The 17,441-nt window shown below is 62.8% G+C and carries 13 protein-coding genes; 11 read left to right on the top strand and 2 right to left on the bottom strand.

Translation table 11 applies throughout. The features are described 5' to 3' along the window. Nucleotides 1-73 precede the first annotated feature (73 nt). From ACM6I6_RS14605 to ACM6I6_RS14570, 8 genes are all read left to right on the top strand, one after another. Nucleotides 74-1,003 carry an amidohydrolase family protein gene (locus ACM6I6_RS14605; protein ID WP_414920103.1) on the top strand — a complete coding sequence of 310 codons (930 nt, stop codon included), beginning with the start codon at nt 74-76 and terminating at the stop codon, nt 1,001-1,003. Between the two features lie 4 nt (nt 1,004-1,007). After that, complete coding sequence (locus ACM6I6_RS14600; RefSeq protein ID WP_008059304.1) at nt 1,008-1,913, top strand: amidohydrolase family protein; 906 nt, start codon at nt 1,008-1,010, stop codon at nt 1,911-1,913. Between the two features lie 126 nt (nt 1,914-2,039). Continuing rightward, complete coding sequence (locus tag ACM6I6_RS14595) at nt 2,040-3,425, top strand: UbiD family decarboxylase (protein WP_323627136.1); 1,386 nt, start codon at nt 2,040-2,042, stop codon at nt 3,423-3,425. Continuing rightward, the gene (locus ACM6I6_RS14590; RefSeq protein ID WP_274076324.1) at nt 3,422-4,060 is read left to right on the top strand and encodes a UbiX family flavin prenyltransferase; all 639 of its coding nucleotides are present in this window, start codon (nt 3,422-3,424) and stop codon (nt 4,058-4,060) included. The genes ACM6I6_RS14595 and ACM6I6_RS14590 overlap by 4 nt, the downstream gene beginning before the upstream one ends. Before the next feature lie 73 nt (nt 4,061-4,133). Further along, on the top strand, nt 4,134-5,180 hold the full coding sequence (locus ACM6I6_RS14585) for a CobW family GTP-binding protein (protein ID WP_414920102.1): 1,047 nt from the start codon (nt 4,134-4,136) through the stop codon (nt 5,178-5,180). Between the two features lie 245 nt (nt 5,181-5,425). After that, nucleotides 5,426-6,787 carry a nucleobase:cation symporter-2 family protein gene (locus tag ACM6I6_RS14580; RefSeq protein ID WP_414920101.1) on the top strand — a complete coding sequence of 454 codons (1,362 nt, stop codon included), beginning with the start codon at nt 5,426-5,428 and terminating at the stop codon, nt 6,785-6,787. 12 nt (nt 6,788-6,799) lie between these two features. Further along, complete coding sequence (locus ACM6I6_RS14575) at nt 6,800-8,188, top strand: amidohydrolase family protein (protein WP_414920100.1); 1,389 nt, start codon at nt 6,800-6,802, stop codon at nt 8,186-8,188. Nucleotides 8,189-8,328: 140 nt separating this feature from the next. Beyond that, nucleotides 8,329-9,474 carry an XdhC family protein gene (locus ACM6I6_RS14570; protein ID WP_414920099.1) on the top strand — a complete coding sequence of 382 codons (1,146 nt, stop codon included), beginning with the start codon at nt 8,329-8,331 and terminating at the stop codon, nt 9,472-9,474. A gap of 53 nt (nt 9,475-9,527) precedes the next feature. On the opposite strand, the gene ACM6I6_RS14565 is transcribed toward ACM6I6_RS14570, so the two are convergent. Both ACM6I6_RS14565 and ACM6I6_RS14560 read right to left on the bottom strand, forming a co-directional pair. Next, nucleotides 9,528-10,811, bottom strand: coding sequence for a Zn-dependent hydrolase (locus ACM6I6_RS14565; protein ID WP_323606011.1), 1,284 nt, complete (start codon nt 10,809-10,811; stop codon nt 9,528-9,530). 139 nt (nt 10,812-10,950) lie between these two features. After that, entirely contained in the window at nt 10,951-12,435 is a 1,485-nt protein-coding gene (locus tag ACM6I6_RS14560) for an NCS1 family nucleobase:cation symporter-1 (RefSeq protein ID WP_406592972.1), read from the bottom strand. 541 nt (nt 12,436-12,976) lie between these two features. On the opposite strand from ACM6I6_RS14560, the gene hydA reads away from it, so the two are divergent. The 3 genes from hydA to preA all read left to right on the top strand — a co-directional run bounded on the left by hydA (nt 12,977) and on the right by preA (nt 17,212). Then, nucleotides 12,977-14,416: a dihydropyrimidinase gene (gene hydA, locus ACM6I6_RS14555; protein WP_274076317.1), complete on the top strand. Its 1,440-nt coding sequence runs from the start codon at nt 12,977-12,979 to the stop codon at nt 14,414-14,416. Between the two features lie 153 nt (nt 14,417-14,569). Further along, nucleotides 14,570-15,937 (top strand): NAD(P)-dependent oxidoreductase, encoded by a 1,368-nt coding sequence (locus tag ACM6I6_RS14550; RefSeq protein ID WP_414920098.1) that lies wholly within the window; start codon nt 14,570-14,572, stop codon nt 15,935-15,937. Beyond that, nucleotides 15,938-17,212: an NAD-dependent dihydropyrimidine dehydrogenase subunit PreA gene (preA, locus tag ACM6I6_RS14545; protein WP_323606013.1), complete on the top strand. Its 1,275-nt coding sequence runs from the start codon at nt 15,938-15,940 to the stop codon at nt 17,210-17,212. The last annotated feature ends 229 nt before the right edge of the window (nt 17,213-17,441 follow it).

Below are 17,441 nucleotides of genomic sequence, written 5' to 3'. Positions count from 1 at the left end.
AATGGCCGATTGCCCGGACGTGGCTGCTTGTGAACCGCAAGGTTCCCTTCCCGCTATCAGGAGATCGACTTCAATGATCATCGATATCAGTTGCTATCCCACGGATCTCGTGGACCTCGCCTGGAGGCATGACGGTGACCCGTTCACCGGCGAGCGTCTGCTGCAGATGATGGATGGCCCGTACATGGTCAACGGCAAACCTCGCCGCATCGACAAAGCCTTCATCCAGCCGCCCCAGGGCAACACCATCTACACCTGGACCGACGGCGATCTTAGCGGCCGCGAGTCCATCGACGCCTACATGGCCTACACCCTGAAGATGGTCCAGACCTACCCGGACCGCTTCATCGGCTGCTTCGTCTACAACCCGCGCTGCGGCGTGGAAAACGGCGTCGAGGCGATCGAGCGCTACGTCAAGGAACACGGTTTCAAGATGGTGCAGATGCAGGCCAACATGCACGCCTACCGTCCCGACCGCGCCCTGGACTGGGTGCGTCCGGCCTTCGAGAAGTGCGCCGAGCTGGGCATCCCGGTCAAGCTGCACACCGGCGACGGGCCCTACAGCATCCCGTCGGAATGGGTGCCGATGATCAAGGAATTCCCCAGCGTCGATTTCATCATGGCTCACTTCGGTGTGCAGACCGGCGGCGTCTACGTGTTCGAACCGATGCAATGGGCGATGGAGCTGCCCAACGTCTACTGCGAATCCGGCTGGTGCCTGCAATCGCGGATCGTCGAGTTCGCCAAGGTCCTGCCGACCCACAAGATCCTCTTTGGCACCGACACCCCGCCGAACGAGCCGGGCATGTGGCTGCGCCTGCTGGAGGTACTGTGCCACGAACCGCCCCAGGGCCTGAACCTCGACGAGGACACCCTCGAGGAATACCTGGGCAACAACACCGCACGGATGATCGGCCTCGAACCGACCCCGCCGCCACGTTCCGTTTCCGAAGCAGAGGCGCAACTCAAGCGCCCCGTCACCACACAACTGGCCAGGAGCTGAACCGATGATCATCGACACCCATCTGCACCCCACCAACCTGGTCGACGAGGCCTGGCGCCACACCGGCGAACCCTTCACCGGCGAGCGCATGCTCAAGCTGATGGACGGCCCGTACATGATCAACGGCAAGCCGCGCCGCATCGACATGGGTTTCATCCAGCCGCCACCGGGCAACACCGGTTACCGCGACGGCAACCGCCGTGGCCGTGAAGGCGTGCGCGACTACATGTCCTATGTCGCCGAACTGTGCGTGAAGTACCCCGACCGCTTCATCGGCAACTTCAACTTCAACCCGCGCTGGGGACCGGAAAACGGTGCGGCGGAGCTGGAATTCCACATCAAGGAATACGGCTTCAAGATGCTCAAGCTGCACGCCAACATGCACGGTTATCGCCCGGACCGGGCGCTGGACTGGCTGCGTCCGGCGATGAAGGTGTGCGCCAAGTACAACATCGTGGTGCTGATCCACACCGGCGACGGCCCGTACACCATTCCGACCATGTTCTACCCGATCATCCGCGAGTTCCCGATGGTCAATTTCATCATCGGTCACTTCGGCATCCAGACTGGCGGCAACTACTCGTTCGAAGCGTTCTGGATGGCCATGGACACGCCGAACGTGTACTGCGAATCCGGGTGGTGCTTCCAGTCGCGGATAGTCGAATTTGCCAAGGACCTGCCGCGTAACAAGATCGTGTTCGGCACCGACTCGCCACCCAACGAACCGGGCATGTGGCTGCGCGAACTGGAGGTGTTGTGTTCACCGGCACCACAAGGGCTGGGCATCGACGAGGATCACCTTGAGGACTACCTGGGCAACAACATCGCCCGGTTGTGCGGCATCGAACCGACGCCGCCACCCAAGGACCTGGCCGAGGCGGACATTCGTCTGACCACGACCTACCTCTAGCGCCACCCTTGTAGGAGCTGGCTTGCCAGCGAAGAGGCCCGTGAGTCGTGTGCTGCTTTAACGGACGCCTTCGCCGGCAAGCCGGCTCCTACAAAAAAACCGCACCGTTTTCTACGAGGTGAAACCATGACCCTCTCGACGCTCGGCGATTCCCAGGATTTTCACGATTTTCTTGACGCCTATCGCCGGCAATACCCGGACGATGTGCTCACCATCGCGCAATCCCTTAGCGCCGATCAGGACGTCACCGCCCTGGTCGATGCTCTCGCCACCCAAGGTCGCGACCCGTTGTTGATCTGCGAAAAAGTCGGCAACTTCGGCGCGCCGGTGGTCACCAACCTGTTCGCCTCCCGCACCCGCATCGCCCGGATGTTCGGCGTGCCCCCGGCGCAACTGCACGAGACTTTCCAAAACCGCGCCAACCACCCCATCGCCCCGCGCTACGTGGAAACCGGCCCGGTGCTGGATGAAATCTTCGAAGGCGAAGCCGTGGACCTGGCACTGCTGCCGATGCTCAAGCATTTCGCCAGCGACCGCGGCCCCTACATCACCAACGCGATCATCATTGCGCAAGACCCGGTCACCGGCATCGCCAACATGAGCTATCACCGCTCGATGCGCCACGCCCGGCAGACCCTCGCCACCAGCCTGCACTCGCGCGGTCACCTGTGGCGCATGCTGCAAACCGCTCGCGAGCGCGGCGAGGAATTGCACGTGGCCATGGTGGTTGGCGCGCATCCGCTGTTCATGCTCGCCGCGGCGGCACGCCTGCCCTTCGGCAGCGACGAACGCGCGGTGGCCGGCGGTCTGTTTGGCGAGCCGCTGCAACTGGTCAAGACGCCCCGCTATGGCATCGGCGTGCCGGCCTTCGCCGAGTTTGTGCTGGAGGGCGCCATCGACCCGACGGCCTACGCCGAAGAAGGCCCGTTCGGTGAATTCAGCGGCTATTCCTCGGACCGCTCGACCAACAACGTACTGCGGGTCGACACCCTGATGAGGCGCAAGGACGCCTGGCTGGTGGACGTGGTCGGCGGTCGCTACGCCGAACACCTGACCCTGGCGCGGCTGCCCCGGGAAGCGGAAATGAGCGAGAAACTCAAGGCGCGTTTCCCGGCCGTCACCGCCGTGCACTACCCCAATTCCGGCACCCACTTTCATTGCTACGTGGCCCTGGAGCAGAGCCGCGACGGCGAAGCGCGGCAGATCATGCTCGCCCTGCTCGGCTGGGACCCGTACCTGAAAACCGTGATCGCGGTGGACAGCGACATCGACATCAGCGACGACAGCCAGGTGCTGTGGGCGCTGGCCACGCACTTCCAGCCGCACCAGGACATTTTCGTCATCGATGGCTTGCCCGGCAGCCCGCTGGACCCGTCGTCCTCGGTCAACGGCACCACCTCGCGCATGGGCCTGGACGCCACGCGCGGTTCGGGATTCGACGGGATCAAGGCGCAGCTGGACCAGGACGTGGTCGAGCGTGCCCTTGATCTGCTCAAGAGCTTTGAGTCATGAACCGCCAGCGCCTGGTGGTCGGCATCAGTGGGGCGTCGGGTTTCATCTACGGCGTGCGCCTGCTGCAACTGCTCGCCGAACTCGACATCGAAAGCCACCTGGTCATCAGCCGCGCCGCACTGCTGACCATGGCCCACGAAACCGACTACAAACTGGCCGACGTCACCGCGCTGGCCAGCCATTACCACCGCGCCGATGACGTGGCCGCCGGGATCGCCAGCGGTTCGTTCCGCTGCCTGGGCATGGTGGTCGCGCCCTGTTCCATGCGCACCCTGGCAGAGATCGCCACCGGCACCTCATCGGGCCTGATCGGCCGCGCCGCCGACGTCACCCTCAAGGAGCGTCGCACCTTGGTGCTGATGGCCCGGGAAACCCCGCTGACCCTCGCCCACCTGCGCAACATGACGGCGGTCACCGAAATGGGCGGCATCATCGCCCCGCCTGTTCCGGCCTTCTACGCCCGCCCGCAGGACCTGGCGCAAATGGTCGACCACAGCCTCGGCCGCGTCCTCGACCTGTTCGGCCTCGACGCCGGTACGGCAACGCGCTGGCGAGAACCATCAGTCACACAAATCCCCTGTGGGAGCCAGCCTGCTGGCGATGGCGATAGATCAGTCGCCATCGTCGCTGAATGACCCACCGCCATCGCCAGCAGGCTAGCTCCCACATTTGATCGCATTTCGGCAAAACACAGGTAAGGAGCTCTACATGAACACCCCCTTCAACGCCCCAACCCCCAACACCAAGATCCCGGTGACTATCCTCACCGGCTTCCTCGGTGCCGGCAAAACCACCCTGCTCAACTACATCCTCAAGGAAAACCACGGGCGCAAGATCGCCGTGATCGAGAACGAGTTCGGCGAAGTCGGCATCGACGGCGACCTGGTGCTCAGCTCGGAAACCGAAGAAATCTACGAGATGGTCAACGGCTGCGTGTGCTGTACCGCCGAGGTCCGCGAAGACCTGGTGCGCATCGTCCGTGAGCTGGTGGCGCGGCCGGTGCGGCTCGATCACATCCTGATCGAGACCAGTGGCCTGGCCGACCCGTACCCGGTGGCCCAGAGCTTCTTCATCAACGACCCGATTGCCGATGAGGTGGAACTGGACGCCATCGTCACCATGGTCGATGCCAAGCACATCGCCCAGCACCTGGAAGACCTGCAACTCGATGGCGTGGACAACCAGGCCGTGGACCAGATCGTCTGCGCCGACCGCATCGTCATCAACAAGGTCGACCTGGTCAGCGAGGCCGAAGTGGAGGCCCTGAGCAAGAAAATCCGCGGGCTCAATGCCACGGCGGATCTGGTGACCTCAAGCTATGCCGAAATTGACCTGTCGAAAATCCTTGGCATCGGCGCCTTCGAGTCCACGCAAAAACTCATGGAGATCGGCGCCGGGCACGATCACCACGCCGATGAACATCACCATGCCCATGACGAACCCGACCATGAGCACGACCCGAGCGTGACGTCGGTCGGCATCGCCGTGGATGGCGCGGTGAACCTGGGCGACTTCCATCGCTGGATCACCAGGCTGCGCACCGAACAGGCCGACAACCTGTACCGCATGAAGGGTGTACTGGCGGTGGCCGATCAGGACCAGCGCTACGTGCTGCAGGGGGTGCACAGCCTCGTCGAGTTCCGCGCGTCCACTTCATGGGGCACCGAACCCCGCACAAGCAAGATTGTGTTCATCGGCCGCGACCTGGACCGCGCGGCCTTGAACCAGGGCTTCGCCGCCTGCCTGGCAGGCTGAACAAGGCATCGGAGCCGGTGGATGGCGGTTCCGGGCACATGAATGATTGATGCCCATCTTTCAGGACGACACAAACCCTGTAGGAGCTGGCTTGCCAGCGAAAGCGGTGCGTCTGTTGGCATGGATGTCGACTGATACGCCGCCTTCGCTGGCAAGCCAGCTCCTACAGGGGATGAGGCGCACTGAAAGGGCATCAGAACGAATACCCCTCTGTACCGAATAACAACAGCTAGAGGTGATTCCCCATGTCGTCAGCCAATACCCCCGCAACATCCACCGTCCATCCCGTCGACCGGATTCTGCCGGTCCGGCAAATGCTCACCCTCGGCCTGCAACACATGGCCGTCTCGTACATCGGCGCCATCGCCGTGCCGTTGATTGTCGCCAGCGCCCTGAAAATGTCTCACGCCGACACGGTGGTGCTGATCAGCACCACGTTGTTCTGCTCAGGCATCGCCACCCTGCTGCAAACCGTCGGCTTCTGGAAATTCGGTGTGCGCCTGCCGATCCTCCAGGGCGTGGCATTCAGCAGCGTGGGGCCGGTGATCGCCATCGGCACCAATCCGGAGGTCGGTTTCGCCGGGGTCTGCGGGGCCGTAATAGGCGCAGGGATTTTCACCATGTTGATGGCGCCATTCGTGGGTCGATTACGCCGGTTTTTTCCGCCGGTGGTTACTGGCTGCATCGTCACCGTGATCGGCCTGCAGCTGTTTCCCATCGCCTATGAGTGGGTCGGCGGTGGTCGCCATGCCAGCGACTTCGGCGCACCGGCGTACCTGGCAGTCGCCGCCGTGGTGTTGCTGAGCATCCTGCTGGTCAACCGCTACGGCAGCCCGATGCTGCGCAACATGGCGGTGCTGGTGGGCATGCTGGTGGGCGCGGCGCTGGCTTATGGGCTGGGCATGGGCAGTTTTCACAGCGTGCAGGAGTCGCCGTGGCTCACCGTGCCCTACCCGTTCTACTTCGGCCTGCCGACCTTCAGCCTGATCCCCATTGCCACCATGGTGGTGGTGATGATCGTGCAGATGGTCGAGTCCATGGGGCTGTTCGTGGCCATCGGTGACATCGTCGAAAAACCGGTCGAAGACAAGCAGGTGATCAACGGCCTGCGCGCCAACGGCCTGGCGAGCACCATCGCCGGCATGTTCGCGGCGTTTCCGTTCATTGCCTTCATGGAAAACGTCGGGCTGGTGATCCTCACCGGCGTGCGCAGTCGTTGGGTCGTCGCCGTCAGCGGCTTGCTGATGTGCTCGGTGGCGCTGGTGCCCAAGGCCGGGGCGATCATCGCCTCGATGCCGACCGCGGCCCTCGGCGGTGCCGGCGTCGCCATGTTCGGCGTGGTCGCCGCGGCAGGGATCCAGACCCTGGCCAAGGTCGACTACGAGCGCAATCGCTACAACGTGCTGATCGTCGGCTTCACCCTCGCCGCCGCCCTGGTGCCGGTGCTGGCGCCGGCCCTGTTCCAGCAATTGCCCGAGTGGTCGCAGCCGTTCCTGCACAGCAGCGTGGTCATCGCCTGCCTGGTGTCGGTGCTGCTCAACGCCACCCTCAACGGTGTCAGCGTGCCTGATGCCGCCGCCAGCAAATCCGCCACCCACAGCCTCTGACCGGAGCCGACCATGACTCAACTGCAAAACATCCTGATCAAGAACCCGGCGGCAGTGATGACCGGCCTGCGTGGCCCACGGGCCAGGGCCGGCGCCGTGGACATCCGCATCGTCAACGGGCGTATCGCCGAAATGGCCGCAGGCCTTGAAGCGCAACCCGGTGAGCGGGTGATCGACGCGCGCCATTCGTTGGTGTATCCGGGCTGGATCAACACCCACCATCACCTGTTCCAGAACCTGCTCAAGGCCGTACCCGAAGGCCTGAACCAGGACCTGCAAGGCTGGCTGGCCAGCGTGCCCTACCCGCGCCTCAACCGCTTCACCCCGCAACTGGCGCGGATCGCCGCGCAGCTGGGCATGGCTGAATTGCTGCTGTCGGGCGTGACCACCTGCGCCGATCACCATTACCTCTACCATGCCAACGGCACCACCGAGACCGGTGACCTGCTGTTCGACATGGCCGAAGCATTCGGCCTGCGTTTTGTCCTGTGCCGGGGCGGCGCGCTGGAGTCGGCCAGCGCGCATCCGGGGTTCTCGAAAACCGCGCTGCAACCGGAAACCCTCGACCAGATGGTCGGTGACATCGAACGGCTCAAGTCGCGCTATCACCAGGACACCCCGGACGCCCTGCGCCGGGTGGTGGTCGCGCCGACCACGCCGACTTTTTCGCTGCCGCCGACGCTGCTGCGGGAACTGGCCCACACCGCCCGTGGCCTCGGCTTGCGCCTGCACACGCACCTGTCGGAAACGCAGAACTATGTGAATTTCTGCCGCGAGAAATACAACTGCCTGCCGGTGGAATTCGTCGCCGAACACGAATGGCTCGGCCCGGACGTGTGGTTCGCCCACGCGGTGCACCTGCAACCCGGTGAAATCCGCATGCTCGCACAAACCGGCACCGGCATTTCCCACTGCCCGGTGAGCAATGCGCGCCTGGGCAGCGGCGTGGCGCCAGTGCCGCAGATGTTCGAGGCCGGGGTGCCAATTTCCCTTGGCGTGGATGGCGTGGCGTCCAACGAGTCCGGGAGCATGGTCGGCGAAGCCAACACTGCGTGGCTGATTCACCGGGCCGAGCAAGGCGCCTCGGCGACCACCGCCGAAGATGTCATCCACTGGGGCACGGCCGGCGGCGCGCAGGTGCTGGGGCTGGGGGCGGTCGGCACGCTTGAGATCGGCCAGGCGGCGGACCTGGTGATCTACGGTCTCGACCATCCGCGCTTCTTCGGTTTCCACGACATCGCCGTGGCGCCGGTGGTGGCCGGTGAGCCCATTGCGGTGAAGTACAGCCTGGTCGGCGGCCGGGTGGTGGTCGATGACGGCGTGATCCCGGGGCTGGATGTGCAGCGGATGCGGGCCGAGGCGTGGGAGGGAGTGCGGCAGTTGATGAAGGTAGACGACTGACCTACCACCCCAAATCCCCTGTAGGAGCTGGCTTGCCAGCGAAAGCGGTGTGTCAGTTAGCAGAGATGTTGCCTGACACACCGCTATCGCTGGCAAGCCAGCTCCTACAGGGTATCTCCGTCATTTTCGGGAGCGATTACATGTCCGGCCTCAACGAACTCTTGCAAGCCATCGACACCGCCGCCCAGGCCGGCGAAGAAACCATCCTCGCCACCGTGGTCAAGGTCGAAGGCTCGGCCTATCGCCGTCCCGGTGCGCGGATGCTCATTCCCTTGCACGGTCGCACCGTCGGCACCGTCAGCGGTGGTTGCCTGGAGCAGGACCTGGCTAAAAAAGCCTGGTGGCTGACCGACTCCGGCGAACCGCTGGTGCGCCGCTACAGCACCGGCGCCACCGAGGACGAAGACGATGAGCAAAGCGCCCTGACCTTTGGCCTGGGTTGCAACGGCACGGTATTCGTCATGCTCGAGCGCCTGCGCGCAAAATCCCCTGCACCGGCCATCGAACTGTTGCGCCGGGTGCGCGACCGTCAGCAACCGGCCGCCATGGCCACGGTGATCGGCACCTCTCGTTATGCCAGTGTCCGGGTCGGTGACCGCTTGCTGTCCGACACCGTGGGAACCCTGCGCAACCTGCAACTGACCCATGGGATTCGTCGTGACCTGCACAAGACACTGACGCAGAAAAAGTCCTCGACACGGCTCTACAGCGACGCCCGTGGTGAGGTCGAGGTGTTTTTCGAGTACATCGCCCCGCCGCCGCGCCTGGTGATTTTCGGCGCCGGTCACGACGCACAGCCGCTGGTGCGCATGGCCAAACTATTGGACTGGCACGTTAGCGTCGTCGACAGCCGCAGCCACTTCGCCCGCGCCGAACGTTTCCCGCAAGCCGACGCCGTCGTCTTCGCCAGCCTCGACAACCCGTTCGACCTGTCCCCGCTGATCGATGGCGCCTTTGTGGCGGTGATGACCCACAGCTACCGCCAGGACCGGCACTGGCTTGGGCTGGCCCTGCAAGCCTCGCCCGCCTACCTCGGCCAGCTCGGCCCCAGGGAGCGCACCGAACGCCTGCTGGCCGAAATCGACCTGGGCACCTCAGCGCTGCACTACCCGATGGGTCTCGACCTGGGTGGCGATGCGCCGCAGAGCGTGGCGCTGGCGATACTCGCCGAGATGACGGCGGTGATGAACCAGCGCCAGGGCGGGATGCTCAGGCATCGGAGCAAACCGATTCATCAGGTGGATCTGGTGGTCAGTGAAAAGCTTGAGCAGGCGGCAAACGTTTGATGATCAGGAAATCGCAGCCTGCAGCTGCTGCTGCAGGCTCGATCCTTTGTGTTTCAAGCAGCCTTCGCCCCCTTGGCCACCGCCGCCGAAGCCGCCAGCATCGCCCGCAACAACACCGCACACCCCGCCGCCAAGTCGTCCGGGGCGGCGTTCTCGATTTCGTTGTGGCTGATGCCGCCTTCGCACGGCACGAAGATCATCCCGGCCGGTCCCAGCTCGGCCAGGAAGATCGCGTCGTGCCCTGCGCCGCTGACGATATCCATGTGCGAAAGGCCGAGCCCTTGCGCCGCGCCGCGCACCGCCTCAACGCAGCCCTTGTCGAAATACAGCGGCGGGAAGTCGGCGGTGGGGGTCAGTTCATAGGTCAGGCCGTGTTCTTCGCAGGTGGTTGCTATGACCTCGCGCACTTCGGCGATCATCGAGTCCAGTCGCGCCGGTTCGAGGTGGCGGAAGTCCAAGGTCATGCGCACTTCGCCGGGAATGACGTTGCGCGAGCCGGGATAGGCTTGCAGGCAACCGACGGTGCCACAGGCGTGAGGCTGATGACCGAGGGCGGCGCGGTTGACGGCGCCGACGATCACCGCGGCGCCGACCAGGGCGTCCTTGCGCAGGTGCATCGGCGTCGGGCCCGCGTGGGCTTCGACGCCGCGCAGTTTCAGGTCGAACCATTTCTGGCCGAGGGCGCCCATGACGACGCCGATGGTCTTGCGTTCGTCTTCGAGAATCGGCCCTTGCTCGATGTGCGCTTCGAAATAGGCGCCAACGGCGTGGCCACTGACTTTGCGGGTGCCCGCGTAGCCAATGGCGTTGAGCGCTTCGCCCACCGTCACGCCCTCGGCGTCGACCTTGGCCAGGGTTTCTTCCAGGGTGAATTTTTCCGCGAACACACCGGAGCCCATCATGCACGGGGCAAAACGCGAGCCCTCTTCGTTGGTCCAGACCACCACTTCCAGCGGCGCTTCGGTCTCGATGCCCAGGTCATTGAGGGTACGCAGCACTTCGACGCCGGCCAGCACGCCGAAGCAGCCATCGAACTTGCCGCCGGTGGGCTGGGTGTCGATGTGGCTGCCGGTCATCACCGGTGGCAGGTCCGGATTGCGTCCGGGACGGCGGGCGAAGATATTGCCGACGGCGTCGATGCTGACAGTGCAGCCGGCCTCCTCACACCACTTGACGAAAGTGTCCCGGGCCTGGCGATCGAGGTCGGTCAGGGCCAGGCGACACACACCGCCCTTGACCGTGGCGCCGAGCTTGGCCAGTTCCATGAGCGACTGCCACAGACGGTCGCGGTTGATGTGCTGATGGGTGGACTGCAGAACGTCTACGGCCGCGTTCATGGGGATCTCCTCAGGCTGTTCTTATGAGTTTTTCAGGCAATTCTGCGGTGTGTTTGAGGCCGCCTTCGCTGGCAAGCCAGCTCCTACAAGGGATCGCGATCACCTGTAGGAGCTGGCTTGCCAGCGAAGAGGCCCTCCCTTACACCGCAGATTTCACGACAGATGGACTGGGCCGCATCACGCACAACCCGTAATAAATCAACCCGCCAAGGGCCGAACCGGTGAACCAGCCATAGCTGTAGAACCAGCTGAACACATCGCTGCCCAAAGACAGCAGCGTCAACACCACCGGCACGCCGAACGCGAGAAAACCGTTCCAGTTCCACGCCGGGTACACGTCGTCGCGGTAGAGGCCGGCCAGGTCCAGCTGCTGTTTCTTGATCAGGAAATAGTCCACCACCATGATCCCGGCAATCGGCCCCAGCAGGCTGGAATAGCCGAGCAACCAGTTGGAATACACCGTTTCCAGGCTGACATCCGAAACGATCAGGCCGAGCTTTTTCAGCAGTTCATGGGCCATCAATGCCAACCCTACGAACCCCGTGAGCATCACCGCTTTGGTCCGGTTGATCGCCTTGGGGGCGATGTTCTGGAAGTCGTTGGTGGGTGAAACGATGTTGGCCGCGGTGTTGGTCGACAGCGTCGCGATGATGATCAGCGCCATGGCCAGCGCCACCCAGACCGGGCTCTGGATATGGCCGATCAGCGTCACCGGATCGGACACCGTCACACCCACCAGCTTCACCGAGGCAGCGGTCATCACCACGCCCAGGGAGGCAAACAGGAACATGGTCAGTGGCAGGCCGATGATCTGCCCGACGATCTGGTCTTTCTGGCTTTTCGCGTAGCGGCTGAAGTCGGGGATGTTCAGCGACAGCGTGGCCCAGAACCCGACCATCGCAGTCAGCCCGGCCGCGAAATAGCTGGCCACACCCGCGCCTTCTGGACGCTTGGGCGCGATTGCCAGCAGCTCGGTCATCGACACATTGGGCATGGCCCACACCAGCAACCCGACCCCCACCAGCACCAACAGCGGTGCCGAGAGGGTTTCCAGCCATTTGATCGACTCGGCGCCGCGAATCACCACCCACAGGTTCAGTGCCCAGAACACCATGAAGCCGATGACTTCGCCTGTGCCGCCCAGGGACTTCCAGCCCTCGAACACCGAGCCCAGGAACAGGTGGATCGCCAGGCCACCGAACATCGTCTGGATGCCGAACCAGCCACAGGCCACCAGGGCGCGGATCAGGCACGGGATGTTGGAACCGAAGATACCGAAGGACGAGCGCAGCAACACCGGAAACGGAATGCCGTACTTGGTGCCGGGAAAGGCGTTGAGCGTCAGCGGGATCAACACAATGATGTTGGCAAACAGGATGGCCAGCAGCGCTTCACCGACGCTCAGGCCGAAATACGCCGTCAGCACCCCACCCAGCGTATAGGTCGGCACGCAAATCGCCATGCCGACCCATAACGCCGTGATGTGCCATTTGTTCCAGGTTCTTTCACGCACCTTGGTTGGTGCAATGTCGTGGTTGTAACGGGGACTGTCGAGGACATCGCTGCCGGCTTCCAGCTCGAACAAGCCGTCGCGCTCGGTCACTTGCGATCTGATCTGTTGCATGGCCGCTCCACTGTTCTTTGAGTTATTTTTTGCTCATCGAGGGCTGGCGGCATCAATAAACGTGCCGGGTGCCCCGCTTGCGCATCGGGCAGTTCCATAAACACTCTGCAACTCACTGATGTTTATCAGTTTTATTGGGTCACCTCGGTTACTCGGCATGCCTCTCAGGCCAAATGCTCGCCAAGTTGTCCGAACAGTCAGGACTCAAACTGGTGCATCGATATTTTTTTCAAAGTCGCGCATCAACCATAGACCATCCTCAAACGGCTGATTTCACATAAGAAATCTTGACCATATTTGGATCCTGTCAAGTGCGTCAAAATGGTGAGAGGCCGCACCATTTTGCTGTTTTTTGTTTTTATTTGTTATTTATCAAACAGTTAAAACAGTCATAAGCATATAAAAAATAATCTTGCTCATTCCTATAACTAAGACTAGCTTTTATTCCTGACAGCGTTGACAGGATTAAGCCGGTTGCCGCTCACGTCTATAAAACATCTAGAACCGGCATCAGCCGGTCATTGCCTGCGAGGAACTCGGAATGTCTCTGTTGATCCGTGGCGCTACCGTTGTTACCCATGATGAAAGTTATCGCGCCGATGTATATTGCGCAGACGGCGTGATCAAGGCCATCGGCGAAGACCTCGACGTTCCTGCAGGTGCCGAGATACTCGACGGCAGCGGCCAATACCTGATGCCTGGCGGCATCGACCCGCACACCCACATGCAACTGCCCTTCATGGGCACCGTGGCCAGCGAAGACTTTTTCAGCGGCACGGCGGCGGGTCTTGCCGGCGGCACCACGTCGATCATCGATTTCGTGATTCCCAATCCGCAGCAGTCATTGATGGAGGCCTTCCATCAGTGGCGCGGCTGGGCCGAGAAGTCGGCGTCCGACTACGGCTTCCACGTCGCCATCACTTGGTGGAGCGAACAGGTTCGCGAAGAAATGGAGGAGCTGGTGATTCATCACGGGGTCAACAGCTTCAAGCATTTCATGGCCTACAAGAACGCCATCATGGCGGCCGACGACACCCTGGTGGCGAGTTTCGAGCGCTGCCTGGAACTGGGCGCGGTGCCGACCGTGCATGCGGAAAACGGTGAGCTGGTGTACCACCTGCAGCGCAAGCTCATGGCCCAGGGCATGACCGGGCCGGAAGCGCATCCACTGTCACGCCCTTCGCAGGTGGAAGGCGAAGCGGCGAGCCGGGCCATCCGCATTGCCGAAACCCTCGGCACGCCGTTGTATCTGGTCCACGTCTCGACCAAGGAAGCCCTCGACGAAATCACCTACGCCCGCGCCAAGGGCCAACCGGTCTACGGCGAAGTGCTGGCCGGGCATCTGCTGCTGGACGACAGCGTCTATCAGCACCCGGACTGGCAGACCGCCGCAGGGTACGTGATGAGCCCACCGTTCCGTCCACGCGGCCATCAGGAGGCCCTGTGGCACGGTTTGCAGGCGGGTAACCTGCACACAACCGCCACCGATCACTGCTGCTTCTGCGCCGAGCAGAAAGCCGCCGGCAAGGACGACTTCAGCAAGATCCCCAACGGCACTGCCGGCATCGAAGACCGCATGGCGGTGTTGTGGGAGGAAGGCGTGAACACCGGGCGTTTTTCGATGCAGCAATTCGTCGCGCTGACCTCCACCAACACCGCGAAGATCTTCAACCTCTATCCGCGCAAAGGCGCGATCCGCGTCGGCTCCGATGCCGACCTGGTGCTGTGGGACCCGCAAGGTTCGCGGACGATTTCCGCCAAGACCCATCACCAGCAGGTCGACTTCAATATTTTCGAAGGCAAGACCGTGCGCGGTGTACCCAGCCACACCATCAGCCAGGGGCGCGTGGTCTGGGCCGACGGCGACCTGCGCGCCGAGCGCGGTGCCGGGCGGTACATCGAACGGCCGGCGTATCCGGCGGTGTTTGATTTGCTGAGCAAGCGGGCTGAGTTGAATCAGCCGGTTGCTGTGAAACGCTGAGAGCGGCCTGCGGCCTTTCGCGAGCAAGCTCGCTCCTACAGTTTGAAATGCATTCCCCTGTAGGAGCTGGCTTGCCAGCGAAGAGGCCGGCCCAGTCAACACAAAAACAATGCCCGACAGAGGCAGCACCTCAATTACCGTGAGGCCAACACCGTGATCAAGACCCTGACCCACCTCCCGCATCCCCATGAGAACGCGGCCGCCCTCGCCGGCCATTTCACCGACCTGGCGCCGCCACTCAACGATCGCCAGGCGCATCTGGAAGCCTCGCGTTGCCTGTATTGCTACGACGCGCCCTGCGTGAATGCCTGCCCGAGCGAAATCGATATTCCCTCGTTCATCCGCAACATTCACCAGGACAACGTCCAGGGGGCGGCGCAGAAAATCCTCTCAGCCAACATCCTCGGTGGCAGTTGCGCCCGGGTCTGTCCGACCGAGATCCTTTGCCAGCAGGCCTGTGTGCGCAACAACGCCCATGAATGCGCGCCGGTGCTGATCGGCCTGCTGCAACGTTACGCCGTGGACAACGCGCACTTCAGCGAACACCCGTTCGCCCGCAGTGCCGCCACCGGCAAGCGCATTGCCGTGGTCGGTGCCGGCCCCGCCGGGTTGTCCTGCGCCCACCGCAGCGCGATGCACGGCCACGACGTGGTGATTTTCGAGGCCCGGGAAAAGGCCGGCGGCCTGAATGAATACGGGATCGCCAAATACAAACTGGTGGACGATTACGCACAGAAGGAACTGGATTTCCTCCTGGAAATCGGCGGCATCGAAATCCGCCACGGGTACAAACTCGGGGATAACCTCAGCCTCAGCGACCTGCATCAACAATTCGACGCCGTGTTCCTCGGCATTGGCCTGGCGGCCAGCAAACAGCTGGGCCTTCCGCATGAAGACGCGCCCGGCCTGGTGGCGGCCACCGACTATATCCGCGAACTGCGCCAGGCCGATGACTTGAGCCAGCTGCCGCTGGCCGACCACTGCATCGTGCTCGGTGCCGGCAACACGGCTATCGACATGGCGGTGCAGATGGCCCGGCTCGGCGCCCGCGACGTCAACCTGGTCTACCGCCGTGGCGCCGAGGACATGGGAGCGACTCACCATGAACAGGACATCGCCAAGGCCAATCAGGTACGCCTGCTGACCTGGGCCCAACCGGAAGAAGTCCTGCTCGACGACCAGGGCCAGGTGCGCGGCATGCGCTTCGCTCGCACACACCTGGTTGAAGGTCGCCTGCAAACCACCGGCGAAACCTTTGAACTGGCCGCGGATGCCATCTTCAAAGCCATCGGCCAAAGCTTCGATTCCAGCGCCCTCGCCGATCCTTTGGCCCGAGAACTCAAGCGTCAGGGCGATCGCATAGAGGTGGACGAACACCTGCGCACCAGCATCCCCGGGGTGTATGCCGGCGGCGACTGCACCAGTCTCGACCAGGACCTCACCGTGCAGGCAGTACAGCACGGCAAACGCGCCGCCGAGGCGATCAACGCGCAACTGATGCTCAACGTGGAGGCTGCATAAATGGCCGATCTGTCGATTGTCTTCGCCGGCATCAAGTCACCCAACCCGTTCTGGCTGGCCTCCGCGCCGCCGACCGACAAGGCCTACAACGTGGTCCGCGCCTTCGAGGCCGGCTGGGGCGGCGTGGTCTGGAAAACCCTCGGGGAAGACCCGGCGGCGGTCAACGTGTCATCGCGCTATTCGGCGCACTTCGGGGCTAACAGAGAGGTCCTCGGTTTCAACAACATCGAACTGATCACCGACCGCTCGCTGGAGATCAACCTGCGGGAAATCACCCAGGTCAAGAAGGACTGGCCGGACCGCGCGCTGATCGTGTCGCTGATGGTGCCCTGCGTCGAAGAGTCCTGGAAACACATACTGCCCCTGGTGGAAGCCACCGGTGCCGACGGCATCGAACTCAACTTCGGTTGCCCCCACGGCATGCCGGAGCGCGGCATGGGCGCGGCGGTCGGCCAGGTGCCGGAATACGTCGAGCAGGTCACCCGCTGGTGCAAGACGTATTGCTCGCTGCCGGTGATCGTCAAGCTGACGCCGAACATCACCGACATCCGTGTGGCGGCCCGCGCGGCGCACCGTGGCGGCGCGGATGCGGTGTCGTTGATCAATACGATCAACTCCATCACCAGCGTCAACCTGGAGCGCATGGTCGCCAATCCCATCGTCGGCAGCCAAAGCACCCATGGCGGCTATTGCGGCTCGGCGGTCAAGCCGATCGCCTTGAACATGGTCGCCGAAATCGCCCGCGACCCGCAGACCCGTGGCCTGCCAATCAGCGGCATTGGCGGCATCGGCAACTGGCGCGACGCCGCCGAGTTCATGGCCCTGGGCAGCGGTTCGGTGCAGGTGTGCACGGCGGCGATGCTGCACGGCTTTCGCATTGTCGAAGAAATGAAGGACGGCTTGTCACGCTGGATGGACAGTCAGGGCTACGCCAGCATCGCCGAGTTTTCCGGGCGTGCGGTGGGCAATACCACCGACTGGAAGTACCTGGATATCAACTATCAGGTGATCGCGAAGATCGACCAGGAGGCGTGCATTGGTTGTGGGCGCTGTCATATCGCTTGTGAGGACACTTCGCACCAGGCGGTGGCCAGCCTGAAAAAGGCCGATGGTACGCACGCGTATGAAGTGATCGATGAGGAATGCGTGGGTTGCAACCTGTGCCAGATCACCTGCCCGGTCGAGAACTGCATCGAGATGGTGCCGGTGGACACTGGCAAGCCGTTTCTGGACTGGAATCATGACCCGAGAAATCCCTATCACGTCAGTCCTTGAAATCTGCGGCGTTTGAACCAACGCCATCGCGAGCTAGCTCGCTCCCACAGTGGATTTGTGTCGTACATCAATCCTGAGTACACCAATGATCCCTGTGGGAGCGAGCTTGCTCGCGATAAAGCCGGTACAGCCACCACAAACCTCAAGCCTTCAATCCAATCTTCTGCGACTACACCCAGCGCTGATACCCCTGATCATCGCCGACACACCTCCCTGACTATCAGTTCTG

The sequence above is a fragment of the Pseudomonas sp. IT-P218 genome (genome assembly GCF_949767605.1).
GTDB lineage: Bacteria > Pseudomonadota > Gammaproteobacteria > Pseudomonadales > Pseudomonadaceae > Aquipseudomonas > Aquipseudomonas putida_AE.
Note: the sequence above shows the minus strand (reverse complement) of the source record. Positions and strands in the feature narration are given on the sequence as shown.